The 21,514-nt window shown below is 72.0% G+C and carries 18 protein-coding genes; 2 read left to right on the forward strand and 16 right to left on the reverse strand.

The window, feature by feature from the left end; translation table 11 throughout:
* Positions 1–124: 124 nt before the first annotated feature.
* Entirely contained in the window at positions 125–1,555 is a 1,431-nt protein-coding gene (locus ACZ6SQ_RS02600) for an RsmB/NOP family class I SAM-dependent RNA methyltransferase (protein WP_469555966.1), read from the reverse strand.
* 182 nt (positions 1,556–1,737) lie between these two features.
* Entirely contained in the window at positions 1,738–2,670 is a 933-nt protein-coding gene (fmt, locus tag ACZ6SQ_RS02605; RefSeq protein WP_386384376.1) for a methionyl-tRNA formyltransferase, read from the reverse strand.
* A 287-nt stretch (positions 2,671–2,957) separates the two neighbouring features.
* Here fmt and ACZ6SQ_RS02610 point away from each other — a divergent pair, with 287 nt between their 5' ends.
* Positions 2,958–3,497, forward strand: coding sequence for a hypothetical protein (locus tag ACZ6SQ_RS02610; RefSeq protein WP_386384378.1), 540 nt, complete (start codon positions 2,958–2,960; stop codon positions 3,495–3,497).
* A 90-nt stretch (positions 3,498–3,587) separates the two neighbouring features.
* Here ACZ6SQ_RS02610 and ACZ6SQ_RS02615 read toward each other — a convergent pair whose 3' ends face one another.
* The 14 genes from ACZ6SQ_RS02615 to pyrR all read right to left on the reverse strand — a co-directional run bounded on the left by ACZ6SQ_RS02615 (position 3,588) and on the right by pyrR (position 20,606).
* Positions 3,588–5,735, reverse strand: coding sequence for a primosomal protein N' (locus ACZ6SQ_RS02615; RefSeq protein ID WP_469555971.1), 2,148 nt, complete (start codon positions 5,733–5,735; stop codon positions 3,588–3,590).
* Between the two features lie 430 nt (positions 5,736–6,165).
* Positions 6,166–7,374 carry a methionine adenosyltransferase gene (metK, locus tag ACZ6SQ_RS02620; protein WP_469555973.1) on the reverse strand — a complete coding sequence of 403 codons (1,209 nt, stop codon included), beginning with the start codon at positions 7,372–7,374 and terminating at the stop codon, positions 6,166–6,168.
* A gap of 230 nt (positions 7,375–7,604) precedes the next feature.
* A complete protein-coding gene (gene coaBC / locus ACZ6SQ_RS02625; RefSeq protein WP_469555975.1) occupies positions 7,605–8,822 on the reverse strand; it encodes a bifunctional phosphopantothenoylcysteine decarboxylase/phosphopantothenate--cysteine ligase CoaBC in 1,218 nt (405 codons plus the stop codon).
* 150 nt (positions 8,823–8,972) lie between these two features.
* Positions 8,973–9,245, reverse strand: a complete 273-nt coding sequence (gene rpoZ / locus ACZ6SQ_RS02630) for a DNA-directed RNA polymerase subunit omega (RefSeq protein WP_009187588.1) — start codon at positions 9,243–9,245, stop codon at positions 8,973–8,975.
* Positions 9,246–9,294: 49 nt separating this feature from the next.
* Positions 9,295–9,888, reverse strand: a complete 594-nt coding sequence (gene gmk / locus ACZ6SQ_RS02635; RefSeq protein WP_386384388.1) for a guanylate kinase — start codon at positions 9,886–9,888, stop codon at positions 9,295–9,297.
* Between the two features lie 60 nt (positions 9,889–9,948).
* Positions 9,949–10,272: an integration host factor gene (locus tag ACZ6SQ_RS02640; protein WP_003977346.1), complete on the reverse strand. Its 324-nt coding sequence runs from the start codon at positions 10,270–10,272 to the stop codon at positions 9,949–9,951.
* A gap of 308 nt (positions 10,273–10,580) precedes the next feature.
* The gene (gene pyrF / locus ACZ6SQ_RS02645; protein WP_469555978.1) at positions 10,581–11,423 is read right to left on the reverse strand and encodes an orotidine-5'-phosphate decarboxylase; all 843 of its coding nucleotides are present in this window, start codon (positions 11,421–11,423) and stop codon (positions 10,581–10,583) included.
* Positions 11,420–12,526, reverse strand: a complete 1,107-nt coding sequence (locus ACZ6SQ_RS02650; protein WP_469555981.1) for a quinone-dependent dihydroorotate dehydrogenase — start codon at positions 12,524–12,526, stop codon at positions 11,420–11,422. The genes pyrF and ACZ6SQ_RS02650 overlap by 4 nt, the downstream gene beginning before the upstream one ends.
* A 54-nt stretch (positions 12,527–12,580) precedes the next feature.
* Positions 12,581–15,889 carry a carbamoyl-phosphate synthase large subunit gene (gene carB / locus ACZ6SQ_RS02655; protein ID WP_469555982.1) on the reverse strand — a complete coding sequence of 1,103 codons (3,309 nt, stop codon included), beginning with the start codon at positions 15,887–15,889 and terminating at the stop codon, positions 12,581–12,583.
* Positions 15,882–17,039, reverse strand: coding sequence for a glutamine-hydrolyzing carbamoyl-phosphate synthase small subunit (gene carA / locus ACZ6SQ_RS02660; protein ID WP_469555986.1), 1,158 nt, complete (start codon positions 17,037–17,039; stop codon positions 15,882–15,884). Before carA ends, carB begins: the two co-directional genes overlap by 8 nt.
* The gene (locus ACZ6SQ_RS02665; protein WP_469555987.1) at positions 17,036–17,605 is read right to left on the reverse strand and encodes a PH-like domain-containing protein; all 570 of its coding nucleotides are present in this window, start codon (positions 17,603–17,605) and stop codon (positions 17,036–17,038) included. The genes carA and ACZ6SQ_RS02665 overlap by 4 nt, the downstream gene beginning before the upstream one ends.
* Positions 17,602–18,888, reverse strand: coding sequence for a dihydroorotase (locus ACZ6SQ_RS02670; protein ID WP_469555990.1), 1,287 nt, complete (start codon positions 18,886–18,888; stop codon positions 17,602–17,604). The genes ACZ6SQ_RS02665 and ACZ6SQ_RS02670 overlap by 4 nt, the downstream gene beginning before the upstream one ends.
* A gap of 4 nt (positions 18,889–18,892) precedes the next feature.
* Positions 18,893–19,870, reverse strand: a complete 978-nt coding sequence (locus ACZ6SQ_RS02675; protein ID WP_386384398.1) for an aspartate carbamoyltransferase catalytic subunit — start codon at positions 19,868–19,870, stop codon at positions 18,893–18,895.
* 139 nt (positions 19,871–20,009) lie between these two features.
* Complete coding sequence (gene pyrR, locus ACZ6SQ_RS02680; RefSeq protein WP_386384400.1) at positions 20,010–20,606, reverse strand: bifunctional pyr operon transcriptional regulator/uracil phosphoribosyltransferase PyrR; 597 nt, start codon at positions 20,604–20,606, stop codon at positions 20,010–20,012.
* A gap of 255 nt (positions 20,607–20,861) precedes the next feature.
* Here pyrR and bldD point away from each other — a divergent pair, with 255 nt between their 5' ends.
* Positions 20,862–21,362, forward strand: coding sequence for a transcriptional regulator BldD (gene bldD, locus ACZ6SQ_RS02685; protein WP_469555993.1), 501 nt, complete (start codon positions 20,862–20,864; stop codon positions 21,360–21,362).
* Positions 21,363–21,514: the final 152 nt, after the last annotated feature.

Consider the following 21,514-nt stretch of genomic DNA (forward strand, 5'->3'; position numbering starts at 1 on the left):
ACCCGAACAACGGCCCGAGACCCCGTCCAAGGGGCGCGGGGAACTGCGCAAAAGCCGCAGCGGACCCGCGCCCGCACCCCGACAAGAACCGACCCCTACGCCCCGCCCCGCAGGGCCCCGCGGATCAACCCCCGACCCGCCGGATCAACGCCAGATACATCGCGTCAGTCCCATGCACATGCGGCCACAACTGCACATCAGGCCCGTCCCCCAACCCCGGCACCCCCGCCAGCAACGGCCGCGCATCGATCAGCTCCGCGTCCGGGAACTGCTTGAGCACATCGGAGACCACCGCCCGCGTCTCGGCGAGATGCGGCGAACAGGTGGCGTAGCCGACGACCCCACCCACCCGCACGGACTCCAGAGCCGTGCGCAGCAGCCCCCGCTGGAGCGGCCCGAACCCGTCCAGGTCCTCCGGGCGGCGCCGCCAGCGCGCCTCGGGACGGCGGCGCAGGGCGCCGAGGCCGGTGCAGGGCACGTCCATCAGCACCCGGTCGAAGGAACCGGGCCGCCACGGCGGTCGCGTGCCGTCGGCGGCGATCACCTGGTACGGCCCGGGGTTGCCGTCGAGGGCCTTGGCGACCAGCCCGGCCCGGTGCGGCTGCTTCTCGCTGGCCAGCAGCGCGGCACCCCGCTGCGCGGCGAGGGCGCCGAGCAGGGCGGCCTTCCCGCCGGGCCCGGCGCAGCCGTCCAGCCACTTCTCGTCGGGGCCGTCGATGGGGGCGTTGGCCAGGGCGAGCGCCACCAGCTGGCTGCCCTCGTCCTGGACACCCGCACGGCCCTCCCGCACGGCCTCGATCGCGCCGGGCTCGCCGCCCTCGGTGAGCCGCACGGCGTAGGGCGACCAGCGACCCGCCACCGCGGCCTCCTCACCGAGGAGTTCCTCGGTCGTGGCCCGGCCGGGCCGGGCGACGAGGGTGACCTCGGGCCTCTCGTTGTCGGCGGCGAGCAGCTCCTCGATGCCCTCGCGGCCGCCGCCCAGCGAGTCCCACAGCGCCGAGACGACCCAGCGGGGGTGGGAGTGCACCACGGCCAGGTGGTCCTCCGGGTCCTCGTCGTAGGACGGGGCGACCCGGGTCAGCCAGCCGTCGAGGTCGTCCTGCGCGATCTTCCGGAGCACGGCGTTGACGAACTTCGCCCGGCCGTCGCCGAGCACCACCCGCGCGAGCTCCACCGTGGCCGACACGGCCGCGTGAGTGGGGATACGGGTGCCGAGCAGCTGGTGCGCCCCGAGGCTCAGCACGTCCAGGACGGGCGGGTCGACCTCGCGCAGCGGCCGGTCCACGCACTCCGCGATGATCGCGTCGTACGTCCCCTGCCGGCGCAGCGTCCCGTAGACCAGCTCGGTCGCCAGCGCCGCGTCCCGCGCGTCGAAGTTCTCCGGGCCCTCCTTCTCCCGCGCCTTGCGCAGCAGCGGCGGCAGCACGAGGTTGGCGTACGCGTCCCGCTCGTCCACCGCGCGCAGCGCGTCGAAGGCGAGGATGCGGACGGGGTCCTTCTTGGGCCGCCGGTAGGGCTTGCCGGTCGTACGGGGCCGACGGGGGGTGTCGCTCACGAAAAGGTGCTCCGGATTTCTGTATACGGTCTGCGCCCAGCGTACGTCGGCCGCCGGGCGGGCGCGCGAGAGCGGGAACCGGGCCGCCGCCGGGCGGATGCGCGAGCGCGGGAACCGGGCCGCGCCCAGGCCCGGTACGGCGGCCGCGGGACGGATACGCGCGCGGCCGGGGGCCGGGCGGCTCAGGACCCGACCGTCTCCCCCTCCGCGATCCGCACACCACGCGCCCAGTCCGCGGCCTTCATCGGCTTCTTGCCCTGCGCCTGCACCCATAGCAGCTCGACGGCGTAGGAGCCGGTGCCGACGTGGACGCTGTTCTTGCCGACGGCGAGACGGCCCGGCCCGAGGTCGGTGCGGTCGGGGACGGGGGTGACGTGGATGAGCTTCAGGCGCTCGCCGCGGAAGGTGGTCCAGGCGCCGGGCGCGGGCGTGCAGCCCCGTACGACCCGGTCCACGCGCAGGGCGGGCGCGGCCCAGTCGATGTGGGCGTCCTCGACGGTGATCTTCGGCGCGAGCGTGATGCCGTCGGCGGGCTGCGGTACGGCCTTCAGGGCGCCGTCCTCGATGCCGTCCATGGTCGCGGCGAGCAGCCCGGCGCCCGCGAACGCGAGCCGGGTGAGCAGGTCGCCGCTGGTGTCGGTGGGACGGATCACCTCGGTGACGGTGCCGTAGAGGGGGCCGGAGTCCAGGCCCTCCTCGATCAGGAAGGTGGAGGCGCCGGTGATCTCGTCGCCCGCCATGAGGGAGTGCTGCACGGGCGCGGCCCCGCGCCACGCGGGCAGCAGCGAGAAGTGCAGGTTGACCCAGCCCTGGGCGGGGATGTCGAGGGCGACGCGCGGCAGCAGGGCGCCGTAGGCGACGACGGGGCAGCAGTCGGGCGCGATCTCCCGCAGCCGCTCCAGGAAGTCGGGGTCGCGCGGCTTCACCGGCTTGAGCACCTCGATGCCGGCCTCCTCCGCCCGCTCGGCGACGGGGCTCGCGACGAGCCTGCGTCCTCGCCCGGCCGGCGCGTCGGGCCGGGTGACGACGGCGGCCACCTCGTGCCGCCCGGAGGCGATGAGAGCGTCCAGGGCGGGAACGGCGACCTCGGGGGTACCGGCGAAGACAAGCTTCATGGGTGGGCTGGGGCCTCTCGGGCGGGGTCGGACGGGGCAACGCACAAGTCTATGAGAGGGTCCTGCGCCGGGGCGCGGCAGGCGGCGATGCCGCCGGGATCCGGCGCCCTCTCGGGAGGAGCCGGCGGCGGGGGTGCGCGGGTGGCAGGGCGGCGTACGCATATGCCCGCACGCCCCCACCCCGTGACCAGCGGGGCTCAGGAGCGTTGGTCAAGAAAGAGTTGACCACAAGGGGCTGTTCTCCGCCCCGAATCCTTCTCCTCAACGCCGGTTCGAGAGGCTTGTTCATGGCCGACCACGCAACCCACGACGCCCAGGCTCGGGCCAGCCTGCACTTGCTGGTGCGGGACATCGAGCGGGTCCGCCGGCAGGTGGACGCACTGCGCACACTCACCGCCCAGCTGGGCAACGTCTACCGTCCGCGCCGCACCGGCCCCTCCACGGGCTTCGTCGTCTACGGACGCGCCCCCGCCCCCACGGTCCGCCTCGCCCAGGAACTGCGGGACAGTGTCGAGACCCTGGTGACCGCCGCGGTGGACTTCGACCGCTCGCTCGGCTTCTCCTGGGACGCGGTGGGCTCCGCGCTCGGCGTCACCAAGCAGGCGGTGCACCGCCGTTACGGTTCCCGCCGCGTCACGCCCCAGGCGGCCGCCGAGGCCGAGACCGCGGAGTCGACGGGCACCCGCACGGTCAACGTCCCCACCGGGCTGCCCGCCGTGCCGACCGTTCCCGCGGCCCGTTCCATGCCCACCCAGCCGACCGCGGGCAGCCCGTCCCTGCGCGAGGAACCGCGGCCGACGACCCTCCCCGGCCCCCGCAACGGCTGACGTCCGGGTTCCGACTGCCCTCCCGCCGCACGACGGCCCGGGAGGGCAGTGTCGTGTCGGGGTACGGCACCGCCGTGGCGCGGACCGCCCTCAGCCGATGTCCGGAGGGTCGATCCGCACCCGGACCCCCTCCGCGCTCCCCCGGGCCATGCGCGCGGCCTGAGCGGCCTTCAGCGCCCCGGCCAGGGCCGCCCCGCTCCCCGTGGGGACGCGGACCAGCGCGCGGTCCCAGTGCTCGCCGGGCGGCGGTGCCCCCGGACGGCGCGGGCGGCCGGGCGGGGTGACCGGCAGCGGCACCGGGCCCAGCACCTCGGCCCCGGCGGGCAGGTCGACCGCGCCGAGGAAGTCGGCGACCACCTCGGGCGGGCCGGACACCGCGGCCATCCGGGAGACCGGCGGGAAGCCCAGCTCGGCCCGCTCGGCGAGCTCGCGCACCGCGTGTCCCACGGGGTCCCAGCGCACGAGCGCCTGTACCGGGCGCAGCGCGGGGTCGGCGAGCACCACCACCGTGCCGCCCGCGGACTGCTCCCGGACCAGCGCGGCCGCGCCGATCCAGCGTCTGAGCGCGTCCTCACCGGCCCGCAGATCGGGCCGCCCGAGCATCGCCCAGCCGTCCAGCAGCAGCGCCGCCGCGTAGCCGCCCTCGGCGACCGGTTCGGCCCCGGGCGTGCTCACCACGAGCGCCGGGGTCCCCGGCACGGTGTCCAGCACGTGTTCGCGCCCGGAGGTGCGCACCGGGACCTTGGGGAAGGCCCGCCCCAGTTCCTCGGCGGTGCGCCGGGCCCCGACGACCTGCGCGCGCAGCCGGAAGGACCCGCACTCGGGGCAGTGCCACGCGCTCTCCTCCTTGCCGCACCACTCGCACCGCGTCGCCCCCGCCTCGCCGCCCTGGAGCGGCCCGGCGCAGTGCCGGCAGCGGGCGGGCGCGCGGCACTGGGCACACGCCATCCGCGGCACGTACCCCCGCCGGGGCACCTGCACCAGCACCGGTCCGTGCCGCAGCCCCTCCCGGACGGCCTGCCACGCCAGGGTCGGCAGCCGGGCTGCGCGGGCGGCCTCGTCACGGGCCAGGTCCTGGTCCCCGACCGTGCGCACCAGCGGGGTGAGGGCCCGCACCCGCTCGCGGCCGGCGACCAGCGGCCGCGCCCAGCCGCTCTCGACGAGCTGCGCGGCCTCCACGGTGCAGCTGAGCCCGCCGAGCAGGAAGCCGCAGCGGTCCTGCGCGGCCCGCAGGAGCAGCACCTCGCGGGCGTGGGGCTGCGGCGCGTGCTGTTCGCTGTGGCTGTCGTCCCCGTCGTCCCAGAGGGCGACGAGCCCGAGGTCCTGGACGGGCGCGAACATGGCGGCCCGGGTCCCGACGACCGCCCGCACGCTCCCCCGCCGAACGGCCAGCCACTCCTGGTACCGCTTCTCCGGCCCGGCGTCCGCCGTGAGCAGGGCGTGCCGGCCCTCGCCCAGCAGCGCGGTCAGCGCGGCGTCGACCCGCGCGGCGACCCGTCCGTCGGGCACGACGACGAGCGCGCCCCGCCCGGAGGCGAGGGTCGCGGCGACCGCCCGGGCGAGCTCCTCGCTCCAGTACGGGCCCGGCAGCGCGTTCCACACGGCCCGCGGAGAGCCTCCCGAGGCCAGCGACTCCAGGAAGGCGGGACCGTGCTCGTAGCGCGTCCAGGGGCCCGGCTCGGGCCGGGCGGGGGGCGGCAGCGGTGCGGGCGAGGGTCGCTGCTCGGCCCGCGCGCTGCGTGGCGGTACGGCGAGCTGCAGCACGTCGGCGAGGCTGCCGGCGTACCGGTCGGCGACGGCCCGGGCGAGGGAGAGCAGTTCCTCGCCGAGCACCGGCTCCGGGGACACGACCTGGGCGAGCGCGGCCAGCGGCCCCGAGTAGTCGGACTCGGCCCGCCGTTCGACCAGGAACCCGTCGATCAGGCCGCCGCCCTCGCGGCGCCCCTCGCGCACCCGGTGCCGCCCGGCCCCGAACCGCACGCGCACGCGCACACCCGGCTGGGCGTCGGCGTCCAGCTCCTCCGGCACGGCGTAGTCGAAGTACCGGTCGAGGTGCAGCACACCCTTGTCGACCAGCACGCGGGCGACGGGCAGTTCCTTGGCGAGGGCGGCCCCGCGCCAGGTCCGTGGCTTGGCCTTGGGGGTGTTGGCTCGGCGGACGGTCTCGCGAATGAGCGCGAGCTGCTCGGGCGGCGCCCCCTCGGCACCGCCCTCCACCGGCTCGTTCTCCCCGCTCACGCTTGCATTCTTACCAAATGCCACTGACACCGACGCGGCCCGAGTTCGGGTCGGCCGCGGAAACACGCACGCCCTGGGGCGTGTCTGCCTTGGACCGCTCGGCCATACCGGTCGGGGACCGGCAGCAGGATTCGAACCTGCGAGGGATTGTTTCCCGGAAGGATCCGCGGCCCGCGCACCGGGCCACGTCGGCGTCGTCCCCCGAGATCGGGGTGGCAGCGGAGGAGTAGAGATTCCAGTTTCACCGCACGCACCGGGCGTGCTCCACCGAAGCAACCGCGGCCTGCGCACCGGGAGACGGCTCTCAGCGTAGAGATCGTCCGGGGCCGGTGCCAGCCGTTTGCGCGCCGACGCCCCGCCGCCGCCGAAAGGCCGAGGCCCGGCACCCCCGAGAACGGGGGCACCGGGCCTCGGCGGAGCCGTGCGGGCCTTACAGGCCGGCCGCCGTGCGCAGCGCGTCCACGCGGTCCGTGCGCTCCCAGGTGAAGTCGGGCAGCTCACGGCCGAAGTGGCCGTACGCGGCGGTCTGGGCGTAGATCGGGCGCAGCAGGTCGAGGTCGCGGATGATCGCGGCCGGACGCAGGTCGAAGACCTCGTCGATGGCCTTCTCGATCTTCTCGGTCTCGACCTTGTTGGTGCCGAAGGTCTCGACGAACAGGCCGACGGGCTCGGCCTTGCCGATCGCGTACGCGACCTGGACCTCGCAGCGGGAGGCGAGGCCCGCGGCGACGACGTTCTTCGCGACCCAGCGCATGGCGTAGGCGGCGGAGCGGTCGACCTTGGACGGGTCCTTGCCGGAGAAGGCGCCGCCGCCGTGGCGGGCGAAGCCGCCGTAGGTGTCGATGATGATCTTGCGGCCGGTGAGGCCGGCGTCGCCCATCGGGCCGCCGATCTCGAAGCGGCCGGTCGGGTTGACCAGCAGGCGGTAGCCCTCGGTGTCGAGCTTGATGCCCTCGTCGAGCAGCGCCTTGAGCTCCGGCTCGACGACGAACTCGCGGATGTCGGGCGCGAGCAGCGACTCCAGGTCGATGTCCGAGGCGTGCTGCGAGGAGACGACCACGGTGTCGAGGCGGACGGCCTTGTCGCCGTCGTACTCGATGGTGACCTGCGTCTTGCCGTCGGGGCGCAGGTAGGGGATGGTGCCGTTCTTGCGGACCTCGGACAGCCGCTTGGAGAGGCGGTGCGCGAGGAAGATGGGCAGCGGCATCAGGGTGGGCGTCTCGTCGGACGCGTAGCCGAACATCAGGCCCTGGTCGCCGGCGCCCTGCTTGTCGAGCTCGTCGTCGTCGCCCTCGACCCGGGACTCGTACGCCGTGTCGACGCCCTGCGCGATGTCCGGCGACTGCGAGCCGATCGACACCGAGACGCCGCAGGAGGCGCCGTCGAAGCCCTTCTTGGACGAGTCGTAGCCGATCTCCAGGATCTTGTCCCGGACCAGCTGCGGGATCGGCGCGTAGGCCTTGGTCGTGACCTCACCGGCCACGTGGACCAGACCGGTGGTGATGAGGGTCTCGACGGCGACGCGGGACGTGGGGTCCTCGCGCAGCAGCGCGTCGAGAATGGTGTCGCTGATCTGGTCAGCGATCTTGTCGGGGTGACCCTCGGTCACGGACTCCGAGGTGAACAGGCGACGGGACACAACGCTCCCTGGGGTTGCAGCGGCTGCTGGCTGATCATGGGCGGACGGGACGGGGGCTGCGCCCGGCGTCGTCCGAGAACAGTTTATCGGTCGCGCTAGGCCACCGGCTCAGGTGTCTCGCCTCTCGGGAGCCCTGTGACCTGCGGCACTGGCATTCTGCCCAAAGTCGCACACGCTTGAACAGGGGCGCCACACCCGAATCGAGCCAGGCTCCAGACGAAACACGCGGTTCATCCAGACCGTTCACCCAGTCGGGCCACGACCAGATCCCACACCGTGTCGGCGAGGGCTTCCTTGGGTCCATGGGGTACGGCGGTCTCGGAGCCGTCGGCGCCCAGCACCACGGCCTCGTTCTCCTCCGAACCGAAGGTCTTGCGCTCCCCCACCTCGTTGACGACGAGCAGGTCACAGCCCTTGCGCTCCAGCTTGGCGCGGCCGTTGGCGAGGACGTCGTCGGTCTCGGCGGCGAAGCCGACGATCACCTGTCCGGGGCGAACGCGCTCGGCGGAGATCTCGGCGAGGACGTCCGGATTGCGCACGAGCGCGACGGGCTCGGGCTCCTGGCCGTCCTTCTTCTTGATCTTCCCGGCGGCGTAGGCGGCAGGGCGGAAATCGGCCACGGCGGCGGCCATCACCACCGCGTCGGCGTCGGCGGCCGCCTTCAGAACGGCCTCCCGCAGCTGGACGGCCGCGCCGACCGGTACGACGTCGACGCCCGCCGGGTCCGGCAGACCGACCGTGTTCGCGGCGACCAGGGTGACCCGGGCCCCGCGCGCGGCGGCCGTGCGGGCCAGGGCGTAGCCCTGCTTGCCGGAGGAGCGGTTGCCGAGGAAGCGGACGGGGTCGAGGGGCTCACGGGTACCCCCTGCGCTCACCACGACATGGCGGCCCCGCAGGTCGGGCTCGGCGGCCCCGCGGGCGAGGACACGGCGGCAGACCTCGAAGATCTCGCCGGGGTCCGGCAGCCGGCCCTTGCCGGTGTCGACGCCGGTGAGACGGCCTACGGCGGGTTCGATCACGACGGCCCCGCGGCGGCGCAGCGTGGCCACGTTCTCCTGGGTGGCCGGGTGCTCCCACATCTCGGTGTGCATGGCGGGCGCGAAGACGACGGGACAGCGCGCGGTGAGCAGGGTGTTGGTCAGCAGGTCGTCGGCGAGGCCGTGGGCCGCCTTGGCGAGCATGTCGGCGGTGGCCGGTGCCACCACGACCAGGTCGGCGTGCTGGCCGATGCGGACGTGCGGGACCTCGTGGACGGCGTCCCAGACCTCGGTGGAGACCGGGTTGCCGGACAGGGCCGACCAGGTCGCCTCACCGACGAAGTGCAGGGCGGAGGCGGTGGGCACGACCCGTACGTCGTGACCGGACTCCGTCAGCCTTCTGAGCAGCTCGCAGGCCTTGTAGGCGGCGATGCCGCCGCTGACCCCCAGCACGACCTTCGGCTTGTCCACCGTCTCTCCCCGGGTTCTCGGAAACGTACAACCGCGTCAACCACGTCAACCACGTCAACCCAATGACACACCACAGGCCCGGCAGACGTGCTGCCGGGCCTGTGGAAAAACCAGCTGTGAGCAGATCGTACGACCGCTCACCCGAACGGGTTACTGCACCGGGCCCTCGATGGCCTCGGACGTCAGCAGACCCGCGTTGATCTCACGCAGGGCGATCGAGAGCGGCTTCTCGTGCACGTGGGTGTCGACGAGCGGACCGACGTACTCGAGGAGGCCCTCGCCGAGCTGCGAGTAGTACGCGTTGATCTGACGGGCGCGCTTCGCCGCGTAGATCACGAGGCTGTACTTCGAGTCGGTGGCCTCGAGGAGCTCGTCGATCGGCGGGTTGATGATGCCCTCGGGCGCGGAGATGGAAGAGGACACGCTCTACCTTCCGATGGGTGGGAAAAGATTGATAGTGATCACGGTGCGATCACACAACATCCATCAAGGCTAGCAGCTCACGCGCCACATCCTTGACGGAGGTGTTGACCAGCGTCTCGTCGAACTCCGGCTCCGCCGCCAGTTCGACCTTCGCCGCGTCCAGCCGGCGCTCGATCACCTCGGGCGGCTCGGTGCCCCTGCCGGTCAGCCTGCGCACCAGCTCCTCCCAGGAGGGAGGGGCCAGGAACACCAGCTGGGCCTCGGGCATCGAGTCGCGGACCTGCCGGGCGCCCTGGAGGTCGATCTCCAGCAGCACCGGCTCGCCCGCTTCCAGACGCTCCAGCACGGCGGCCCGCGGAGTGCCGTAGCGGTTGCCCGCGAACTCGGCCCACTCCAGCAGCTCGCCGTTGGCGATCAGCTTGTCCATCTCCTCGTCGGTGACGAAGAAGTAGTGAACACCGTGCTGCTCACCGGGCCGCGGCCGACGGGTCGTCGCCGAGACCGACAGCCAGACCTCGGGGTGTTCCTTGCGCATATGGGCGACGACCGTGCTCTTGCCGACCCCGGAGGGGCCGGAGAGCACGGTCAGCCGCGGACGTACGTCCGGGGGCTCGGGGGTCGTCCCCCGGAATGTTGCAGCCATGCAGCGATTATTCCAGCAATCGCGGGATGCCCGGGACACGGTCCCGGGGAGCCCCGTGCGTCAGGAACCGGTGCTGCCGAACTCGCGCTCCAGGGAGGCGATCTGGTTGGAACCGAGGCCCCGCACGCGGCGGCTCTCGGAGATGCCGAGTCGCTCCATGATCTGCTTGGCGCGGACCTTGCCGACGCCGGGCAGGGACTCAAGGAGGGCGGAGACCTTCATCTTGCCGATGACGTCGTTCTCCTGGCCCTGCTTGATGACCTCGTGCAGGGAGGCGCCGGAGTGCTTGAGTCGATTCTTGACCTCGGCCCGCTCCCGGCGAGCCGCGGCGGCCTTTTCGAGCGCGGCTGCGCGCTGTTCGGGGGTAAGGGGCGGAAGAGCCACGCCTACGTCACCTCGGATGTCGAACTGTCGGATACGGACCGGTGAGGAACCTAGTCGCCCCACACCAGGGGAGGCACGAGCAACACGGTTGCCCTCCCCCACTGCCTTTGAGGGGCGTGGGAGGTGCCCCCACTCGTCGGAGACTAGCGGTCCACACCGCCAGAGTCAGCGAGAACAGAGGAAAAGTCCTGGTCAGCCTCTGTCAGGACGGGACATTTACGACATACTGCCCCGGATTTGAGGATGTATCCAGGCTCAAGTCCCTCCCGGTCCGTACTCCGGACGCTCGAACGCGCGTCCAGGCGCGGTCAGGCGGCGGCCACCGCTTCCCGGATCTCCTCCGCGAACCGGTCCGCGGCCGCCCGCAGCGCGCTGACGTCGGGCCCGTGCCGCAGCACACCCCGGCTGACGTTCGGCACGACGTTGCGCACGGCCGCCCCGAAGACCCGGGGAAGGTCCGCCGCGGTGGCTCCCTGAGCGCCGATGCCGGGCGCGAGGAGGGGGCCGTTGATGTCCAGGTCGTACTCCGACAGATCGCCCAGGGTGGCGCCGACGACCGCGCCGAAGGAACCCAGGGGCTCCTCCCCCACGTTCTCGGCGGACAGGTGCGCCAGCATCGTCGCGCCGACCGTGCGCCCGTCGGCGCGGACCGCGTGCTGGACCTCGCCTCCTTCCGGGTTGGAGGTCAGCGCGAGCACGAACAGACCGGTGCCGTTCTCCCGGGCCAGCGCCACGGCCGGGCTCAGCGAGCCGTAACCGAGGTACGGGGAGACGGTCAGCGCGTCGGAGAACAGCGGGGCGTCCTTGTGCAGGAACGACTCGGCGTAGGCGGCCATGGTCGAGCCGATGTCGCCGCGCTTGGCGTCCATCACGACCAGGGCGCCGGCCGCGCGGGCCTCCGCGACGGCGCTCTCCAGCACGGCGACGCCGCGCGAGCCGAAGCGCTCGAAGAACGCCATCTGCGGCTTGAGGACGGCGATCCGGTCGGCCGTGGCCTCCACGACCGTGCGGCTGAACCGCTCCAGGCCCGCCACGTCGTCGTTCAGGCCCCACTCGGAGAGCAGGGAGGCGTGCGGGTCGATGCCCACGCACAGCGGCCCCCGCTCGTCCATGGCCCGGCGCAGACGGGTACCGAAGGGGTCGAGGCTCATACGGGCTTCCTCACGTCGGCGCCGACCGCGTCGGCGAGGGTGGCGTAGGGGCTGGTGCGCAGCCGGGCGGCGAGGCCCTTGTGGATCGCGCGGCTGTAGAAGGGCCCCTCGTAGATGAAGGCGCTGTAGCCCTGGACCAGCGTGGCGCCGGCCAGGATGCGCTGCCAGGCGTCCTCGGCGTTCTCCACGCCGCCGACGCCGACCAGGGTGATGCGGTCGCCCACGCGCGCGTAGAGGCGGCGCAGCACCTCCAGGGAGCGGGCCTTGAGCGGGGCGCCGGACAGTCCGCCGGTCTGCTGGACCAGGGCGGGCGTGGAGGTCAGACCGAGGCCCTCGCGCGCGATGGTCGTGTTGGTGGCGATGATGCCGTCCAGGCCCAGCTCGACCGCGAGATCGGCGACGGCGTCGATGTCCTCGTCGGCCAGGTCCGGCGCGATCTTCACCAGCAGCGGCACCCGGCGCGCGGTCACCGCACGGTCGGCGGCCTCGCGGACGGCGGTCAGCAGCGGGCGCAGCGACTCGGTCGCCTGGAGGTTGCGCAGACCGGGGGTGTTCGGCGAGGAGACGTTGACGACCAGATAGTCGGCGTACGGGGCGAGACGCTCGGCGGACTTCACGTAGTCGGCGGCGGCCTCCTCCTCGGGGACGACCTTGGTCTTGCCGATGTTGACGCCGACGACCGTCCTGAAGACGGGGTTGCGGGAGGCGAGGCGGGCGGCGACGGCGAGGGAGCCCTCGTTGTTGAAGCCCATGCGGTTGATCAGGGCCCGGTCGGAGACCAGGCGGAACAGCCGCTGCTTGGGGTTGCCTGGCTGCGGCTCACCGGTGACCGTGCCGATCTCGACGTGGTCGAAGCCCAGCATCGACATACCGTCGATCGCGACCGCGTTCTTGTCGAAGCCGGCCGCGAGCCCGAAGGGGCCGTGCATGCGCAGCCCGAGGGCCTCGGTGCGCAGTTCCTTGTAGCGGGGCGCGAGCACGGCGGCGACGAAGGTGCGCAGGACCGGGACGCGCGCCGCGAGGCGGATCCAGCGGAAGGCCAGATAGTGGGCCTGCTCGGGGTCCAGGCGCTTGAAGACCAGCTGGAAGAAGAGCTTGTACATGTTCCGTCCTCATACAGAGGGGGACACCGTTTCCGGTGTCCCCCTCTTCGGCTGCTAGTCGCGGGCCGCGGTCAGGTGTTCGGCGTGTTCCTGGAGCGATCGGACGCCCACGTCCCCGTGGTTGAGCGCGTCGATGCCCTGGACGGCGGCGGCGAGCGCCTGGACCGTCGTCAGGCACGGCACCGAGCGGGCCACGGCCGCCGTGCGGATCTCGTAGCCGTCGAGGCGGCCGCCGGTGCCGTACGGGGTGTTGACGATGAGGTCGACCTCGCCGTCGTGGATGAGCTGGACGATGGTCCGCTCGCCGTTCGGGCCGGTGCCCTCGGACTGCTTGCGCACGACCGTGGCGTGGATGCCGTTGCGCTTGAGGACCTCGGCGGTGCCGGAGGTGGCCATCAGCTCGAAGCCGTGGGCGACCAGCTCGCGGGCCGGGAAGATCATCGAGCGCTTGTCGCGGTTGGCGACGGAGATGAACGCGCGGCCCTTGGTGGGCAGCGGGCCGTAGGCGCCGGCCTGCGACTTGGCGTACGCCGTGCCGAAGACCGAGTCGATGCCCATGACCTCGCCGGTGGAGCGCATCTCCGGGCCGAGGACGGTGTCCACGCCGCGGCCGTGGATGTCGCGAAAGCGCGACCACGGCATGACGGCCTCCTTGACGGAGATCGGCGCGTCCAGCGGCAGCTCGCCGCCGTCGCCGGTGGCCGGGAGCAGGCCCTCGGCGCGCAGCTCGGCGATGGTGGCGCCCAGCGAGATACGGGCGGCGGCCTTCGCCAGCGGCACGGCGGTCGCCTTGGAGGTGAAGGGCACCGTGCGCGAGGCGCGCGGGTTGGCCTCCAGGACGTAGAGGATGTCGCCGGCCATCGCGAACTGGATGTTGATCAGGCCGCGCACGCCGACCCCCTTGGCGATGGCCTCGGTGGAGGCGCGCAGGCGCTTGATGTCGAAGCCGCCGAGCGTGATCGGGGGCAGGGCGCACGCCGAGTCGCCGGAGTGGATGCCGGCCTCCTCGATGTGCTCCATGACGCCGCCGAGGTAGAGCTCCTCGCCGTCGTAGAGGGCGTCGACGTCGATCTCGATGGCGTCGTCCAGGAAGCGGTCGACGAGGACCGGCCGGGTGGGGCTGATCTCGGTCGACTCGGCGATGTACGACTCCAGCCGGGTCTCGTCGTAGACGATCTCCATGCCGCGGCCGCCGAGGACGTACGACGGACGGACGAGGACCGGGTAGCCGATCTCGTCGGCGATGGCCTTGGCCTCGGCGAAGGTGGTGGCGGTGCCGTGCTTGGGGGCGGGCAGTCCGGCCTCGGCGAGGACCCGGCCGAACGCGCCGCGGTCCTCGGCGGCGTGGATGGCCTCCGGGGAGGTGCCGACGATCGGCACGCCGTTGTCCTTCAGCGCCTGCGACAGGCCGAGCGGGGTCTGGCCGCCGAGCTGCACGACGACGCCCGCGACCGGTCCGGCCTGCTGCTCGGCGTGGACGATCTCCAGGACGTCCTCCAGGGTGAGCGGCTCGAAGTAGAGCCGGTCGGAGGTGTCGTAGTCGGTGGAGACGGTCTCCGGGTTGCAGTTGACCATGACGGTCTCGAACCCGGCGTCGGACAGCGCGAAGGAGGCGTGGACGCAGGAGTAGTCGAACTCGATGCCCTGGCCGATGCGGTTCGGTCCGGAGCCCAGGATGATGACGGCCGGCTTCTCGCGCGGGGCGACCTCGTTCTCCTCGTCGTAGGAGGAGTAGAAGTACGGCGTGCGCGCGGCGAACTCGGCGGCGCAGGTGTCGACCGTCTTGTAGACCGGGCGGACACCGAGGGCGTGCCGGACCTCGCGGACGATGTCCTCGCGCAGGCCGCGGATCTCGCCGATCTGGTGGTCGGAGAAGCCGTGCCGCTTCGCCTCGGCGAGCAGCTCGGGGGTGAGCTTGTCGGCCTCGGCGAGCTCGTCCGCGATCTCCTTGATCAGGAAGAGCTGGTCGACGAACCAGGGGTCGATCTTCGTGTACTCGAAGATCTCCTCCTGGGTGGCGCCCGCGCGGATGGCCTGCATGACGGTGTTGATCCGGCCGTCGGTGGGGCGGACGGACTCGGCCAGCAGGGCGGCCTTGTCGCCGGGCTCGCCGACGAAGGTGAACTGGCTGCCCTTCTTCTCCAGGGAGCGCAGTGCCTTCTGGAAGGCCTCGGTGAAGTTGCGGCCGATGGCCATGGCTTCGCCGACCGACTTCATGGTGGTGGTCAGCGAGGAGTCGGCCTGCGGGAACTTCTCGAAGGCGAACCGGGGCGCCTTGACGACGACGTAGTCGAGCGTGGGCTCGAAGGAGGCCGGGGTCTCCTGGGTGATGTCGTTCGGGATCTCGTCGAGGGTGTAGCCGACGGCGAGCTTGGCGGCGATCTTGGCGATCGGGAAGCCGGTGGCCTTGGAGGCGAGCGCCGAGGACCGCGACACGCGCGGGTTCATCTCGATGACGATCACGCGGCCGTCCTCGGGATTGACCGCGAACTGGATGTTGCAGCCGCCGGTGTCGACGCCGACCTCGCGGATCACGGCGATGCCGATGTCGCGCAGGATCTGGTACTCGCGGTCGGTGAGCGTCATCGCCGGGGCGACGGTGATGGAGTCACCGGTGTGCACGCCCATGGGGTCGAAGTTCTCGATGGAGCAGACGACCACGACGTTGTCGTGCTTGTCGCGCATCAGCTCCAGCTCGTACTCCTTCCAGCCGAGGATGGACTCCTCCAGGAGCACCTCGGTGGTCGGGGAGAGCGTGAGGCCCTGGCCGGCGATGCGGCGCAGCTCGTCCTCGTCGTGCGCGAAGCCGGAGCCGGCGCCGCCCATGGTGAAGGACGGGCGGACGACGACCGGGTAGCCGCCGAGGGTGTCGACGCCCTTGAGGACGTCGTCCATGGTGTGGCAGATGACCGAGCGGGCGGACTCGCCGTGGCCGATCTTGGCGTTGACCGCCTCCACGACCACCTTGAACTGGTCGCGGTCCTCGCCCTTGTGGATCGCCTCGACGTTGGCGCCGATCAGCTCGACGCCGTACTTGGCGAGGACGCCGTTCTCGGAGAGCGCGATGGCGGTGTTCAGGGCCGTCTGGCCGCCCAGGGTGGGCAGCAGCGCGTCGGGGCGCTCCTTGGCGATGATCTTCTCGACGAAGCCCGGGGTGATCGGCTCGACGTAGGTGGCGTCGGCGATCTCGGGGTCGGTCATGATCGTCGCGGGGTTGGAGTTCACGAGGATGACCCGAAGGCCCTCGGACTTCAGCACCCGGCACGCCTGGGTGCCGGAGTAGTCGAACTCGGCGGCCTGGCCGATGACGATCGGGCCGGAGCCGATGACCAGGACGGACTGGATATCGGTGCGCTTAGGCACGCTGGCCCTCCATCAGGGAGACGAAGCGGTCGAACAGGTAGGCGGCGTCGTGCGGGCCGGCTGCCGCTTCGGGGTGGTACTGGACGCTGAAGGCCGGCTGGTCGAGCAGCTGGAGGCCCTCCACCACGTTGTCGTTGAGGCAGACGTGGGAGACCTCGACGCGGCCGTAGGGGGTGTCGGACACCTTGTCGAGCGGGGCGTCGACGGCGAAGCCGTGGTTGTGGGCGGTGACCTCGACCTTGCCGGTCGTGCGGTCCTGCACCGGCTGGTTGATGCCGCGGTGGCCGTACTTCAGCTTGTAGGTGCCGAAGCCGAGGGCGCGGCCGAGGATCTGGTTGCCGAAGCAGATCCCGAAGAGCGGGGTGCCGCGCTCCAGGACCGCCCGCATGACGGAGACCGGGTGGTCGGCGGTGGACGGGTCGCCGGGGCCGTTGGAGAAGAACACCCCGTCGGGGTTGACGGCGTAGACGTCCTCGGCGGTCGCGGTGGCGGGCAGCACGTGCACCTCGATGCCGCGCTCGGCCATGCGGTGCGGGGTCATGCCCTTGATGCCGAGGTCGACCGCGGCGACGGTGTACTTCTTCTCGCCGATCGCGGGGACGACGTACGTCTCCTTGGTGGCGACCTCGGCGGAGAGGTCGGCGCCCGCCATCTCGGGGGCCTGGCGGACCTCGGCGAGCATGGTGCCCTCGTCGGGCAGCGCGTTGCCGGAGAAGATGCCGACGCGCATGGCGCCGCGCTCGCGCAGGTGGCGGGTGAGGGCGCGGGTGTCGATGCCGGAGATGCCGACGACGCCCTGGTGGCGCAGCTCCTCGTCCAGCGAGCGCTTGGCGCGCCAGTTGGACGGCACGCGCGCGGGGTCGCGCACCACGTAGCCGGAGACCCAGATGCGCTTGGACTCGGGGTCCTCGTCGTTGACGCCGGTGTTGCCGACGTGCGGGGCGGTCATCACGACGACCTGGCGGTGGTACGACGGGTCGGTGAGGGTCTCCTGGTAGCCGGTCATGCCGGTGGAGAACACGGCCTCGCCGAAGGTCACCCCCACGGCCCCGTAGGCGCGGCCGCGGAACGTACGACCGTCCTCCAGGACGAGTACGGCGGGAGCCGCCTTGTGCCTCTGCGAGGCGGCTCCCTGGTTGGAGGTCGTCATCGTTCGGCGCCTTCCGTGCTGTTGGTTTCGATCATGGAGTTGATGGCGGCCACCCACTCGCCGTGCTCGGCGGCACGGTCGGAGCGGAAGCCGGAGTCGAGCAGCTTGTCGCCGTGTTCCCAGGTCACCACGAGCAGTCCGCCCTCGGTGAGGACCTTGCCGGCGATGCCCTTGTCGAGCCGGGCCTCACGCAGTGCCTCGCGCGGGACGAAGAAGTCCGCCGCTCCGGGGCGTACGACGTCCAGTCCCGCGTCCGTCAGGGTGAGCTCGGCCCGGCTGCGGGTGCCGAGGCCGTGCGCCACGATGCGGTCCAGCCACTGCCCGGCCGTGGTCGAGCCGTGGTAACGGCCGCTCATCGTCAGTCTGGCCTCGCCGGGCTCGGTCGGCGCGCTGGGCAGCTCCGGCAGGTCGCCCTGGAGCGTGCCGCGCCACTTCCAGCCCTCGCGCATCAGCCAGTAGACGAGCGCCACGAACAGGGCGAGTCCGAGAACCCAGCCCAGCCGGGCGGCCCAGTCGGTGACCTCTGCCGATTTCTTCTCGGCGGCCAGCAGGATGAAAGGTGTCACGTGAGCTTCCCGTCGACGAGGGTGGCCTTGCCCCGGAGCCATGTGTGCGTGACACGGCCCGGCAGCTCACGTCCCTCGTAGGGGGTGTTGCGGCTGCGCGAGGCGAAGCCCTCGGGGTCCACCTGCCCACGGTATGCCGTGTCGACGAGCGTGAGGTTGGCGGGTTCACCGGCCGAGACGGGACGCCCGTGCCCCTTGGCCTGCCCGATCTCGGCGGGCTTGAAGGACATGCGGTCGGCGACCCCTGCCCAGTCCAGCAGACCCGTGACCACCATCGTCTCGTGGACCACCGACAGCGCGGTCTCCAGGCCCACCATGCCCATGGCGGCGGCGGCCCACTCGCAGTCCTTGTCCTCGTGCGGGTGGGGGGCGTGGTCGGTGGCCACGATGTCGATGGTGCCGTCGGCGAGGGCCTCGCGCAGCGCCAGCACGTCACGCTCGGTGCGCAGCGGCGGGTTGACCTTGTAGACGGGGTTGTAGGTGCGCACCATCTCGTCCGTCAGGAGCAGGTGGTGCGGGGTGACCTCGGCGGTGACGTCGATGCCGCGGGACTTGGCCCAGCGGACGATCTCGACGGACCCGGCGGTCGAGAGGTGGCAGATGTGCACCCGGGAGCCGACGTGCTCGGCGAGCAGCACGTCACGGGCGATGATCGACTCCTCGGCGACGGCGGGCCAGCCGCCCAGGCCCAGCTCGGCGGAGACGACACCCTCGTTCATCTGGGCGCCCTCGGTCAGCCGCGGCTCCTGCGCGTGCTGGGCGACGACACCGCCGAAGGCCTTCACGTACTCCAGGGCGCGGCGCATGATCACGGCGTCGTCGACGCACTTGCCGTCGTCGGAGAAGACGGTGACCCCGGCGGCGGACTCGTGCATGGCGCCCAGCTCGGCGAGCTTCTTGCCCTCCAGGCCGACGGTGACGGCGCCGATCGGCTGCACGTCGCAGTAGCCGTGCTCCTGGCCGAGCCGGTAGACCTGCTCGACCACACCGGCGGTGTCGGCGACGGGGAAGGTGTTGGCCATGGCGAACACGGCGGTGTAGCCGCCGGAGGCGGCCGCGCGGGTGCCGGTCAGCACGGTCTCGGAGTCCTCGCGGCCCGGCTCGCGCAGATGGGTGTGCAGGTCGACCAGGCCCGGCAGCAGCACCTTGCCGGCCGCCTCGACGACCTCGGCGCCCTCGGCCGACAGGTTCTGCCCGACCTCGGCGATGGTCTCGCCGTCGATCAGGACGTCCTGCGGCTCGCCGCCGAGCACCTTCGCACCACGGATCAGGATCTTGCTCATGCTCTTACTTCTCCTCGGTACGGGTGTGGGTGACGGCGGGCTCGTTGCCACCGAGCAGCAGATAGAGGACGGCCATCCGGATCGACACGCCGTTGGCGACCTGCTCGACGACCGTGCAGCGGTCGGAGTCGGCGACCTCGGCGGTGATCTCCATGCCGCGCACCATCGGGCCGGGGTGCATCACGATGGCGTGCTCGGGCAGCCGCGCCATGCGCTCGCCGTCCAGGCCGTAGCGGCGGGAGTACTCGCGCTCGGTGGGGAAGAAGGCGGCGTTCATGCGCTCGCGCTGCACCCGCAGCATCATCACGGCGTCGGACTTGGGCAGCGTGGAGTCCAGGTCGTAGGACACCTCGCAGGGCCAGGTCTCGACGCCGACCGGCACCAGGGTGGGCGGCGCGACCAGGGTGACCTCGGCGCCGAGGGTGTGCAGCAGGTCGACGTTGGAGCGGGCGACCCGGCTGTGCAGGACGTCGCCGACGAGCGTGATGCGCCTGCCCGTCAGGTCCTGGCCGAGCCCGGCGTCGCGGCCGACCAGCCGGCGGCGCATGGTGAAGGCGTCCAGCAGGGCCTGGGTGGGGTGCTGGTGGGTGCCGTCACCGGCGTTGATGACCGGGGCGTCGATCCAGCCGGAGGTGGCCAGGCGGTAGGGGGCGCCGGAGGCGCTGTGCCGGATGACGACGGCGTCCACGCCCATCGCCTCCAGCGTCTGGGCGGTGTCCTTCAGGGACTCGCCCTTGGAGACGCTCGATCCCTTCGCCGCGAAGTTGATCACGTCGGCGGACAGGCGCTTCTCCGCGGCCTCGAACGAGATCCGGGTCCGGGTCGAGTCCTCGAAGAAGAGGTTGCAGATGGTGCGACCGCGCAGGGTCGGAAGTTTCTTGATCGGCCGGTCCGCGACCCGGGCCATCTCCTCGGCGGTGTCGAGGATCAGGACGGCGTCGTCGCGGGTCAGATCGGCGGCCGAGATGAGGTGACGCTTCATCTGTCAGGCTCCGTAGGGAAGTTCAGCGGGTGAGGCGGGGCCCGCGGCGGCAGGCGCTCGTGGCGGGGCCCCGAAGGGCGCGAGCGGGCAGGCGTGGGCGCGGCGGCGGGACGTACGACAGCGGCGTACGCCCCGCGGGCTACTCCTGCTCGCCCGGGGCGGCCGGCCGCACACCGAGCAGCACGGTGTCGCGACCGTCCTCCTCGGCGAGCAGGACCTTGACCGTCTCCCGCAGCGACGTGGGGAGGTTCTTGCCGACGTAGTCGGCGCGGATCGGCAGTTCGCGGTGTCCGCGGTCGACGAGGACCGCGAGCTGCACCGCACGCGGCCGCCCGATGTCGTTCAGGGCGTCGAGCGCGGCGCGGATGGTGCGGCCGGAGAAGAGCACGTCGTCGACGAGGACGACGAGCCGGCCGTCGATGCCGTCACCGGGGATCTCGGTGCGGGCCAGGGCCCGCGGCGGGTGCAGCCGGAGATCGTCGCGGTACATGGTGATGTCCAGCGAGCCGCACGGCACCTTGCGCTCGGTGATTTCCTCGAGCTTGACGGCGAGCCGCTGGGCGAGGAAGACACCCCGGGTCGGAATGCCCAGGAGCACCACGTCGTCGGCACCCTTGGCGCGCTCGACGATCTCGTGGGCGATGCGGGTCAGTACCCGCGCGATGTCGGGGCCCTCGAGAACGGGCCGCGCATCCGACGCTTGCGCGTCCTGCTGCTTGTCCTGCTGCTTGTCCATACGAAACGGACCTCCTTCTCCGCCTCACGGGACGGACCTTAAAGGACGTCGGGATTGCGCCATCAACACTAACAGGCACCCCTCGGGCGCCCCACCTCACCCCCTTGGCCCAACCGGCCCCGGCCGTCGAGGAACAGTCGGTGCGGACCGTTCGGCTTGACGTGAGAGTGTAACGCTGCGTAACCTCACAGTGAGTTACCAGCCGCGCGGCACGGAAACCAAGCCGGCCGCGTCGACCCAGTGCCGGGGAGCTATATGTCCAGCGAATACGCCAAACAGCTCGGGGCCAAGCTCCGGGCCATCCGCACCCAGCAGGGCCTTTCCCTCCACGGTGTCGAGGAGAAGTCCCAGGGGCGCTGGAAGGCCGTCGTGGTCGGTTCTTACGAGCGCGGTGACCGCGCCGTGACCGTGCAGCGCCTCGCCGAGCTGGCGGACTTCTACGGCGTGCCGGTGCAGGAGCTGCTGCCGGGCACCACCCCGGGCGGCGCCGCCGAGCCCCCGCCGAAGCTGGTCCTGGACCTGGAGCGGCTGGCCACGGTTCCGCCCGAGAAGGCGGGCCCCCTCCAGCGTTACGCGGCCACCATCCAGTCCCAGCGCGGGGACTACAACGGCAAGGTGCTCTCGATCCGCCAGGACGACCTGCGCACCCTCGCCGTCATCTACGACCAGTCGCCCTCGGTCCTGACCGAGCAGCTCATCAGCTGGGGCGTCCTGGACGCCGACGCGCGCCGCGCGGTCTCCCACGAGGACAGCTGACCGCTGCGCCGGTTGAGCAGAAACGTAACGCCGGGGGGGGGGGGGGGGGGGGGGGGGGGGTGTCCTCTCCGCTCTTTTTGTTCTCCGACCCCCCCCCCCGGATATCGGTACGCCGGGCGCGCCCACCGCAACAAAACACCACAAAAAAAAGG

Source organism: Streptomyces sp. NPDC048600 (assembly GCF_055587025.1).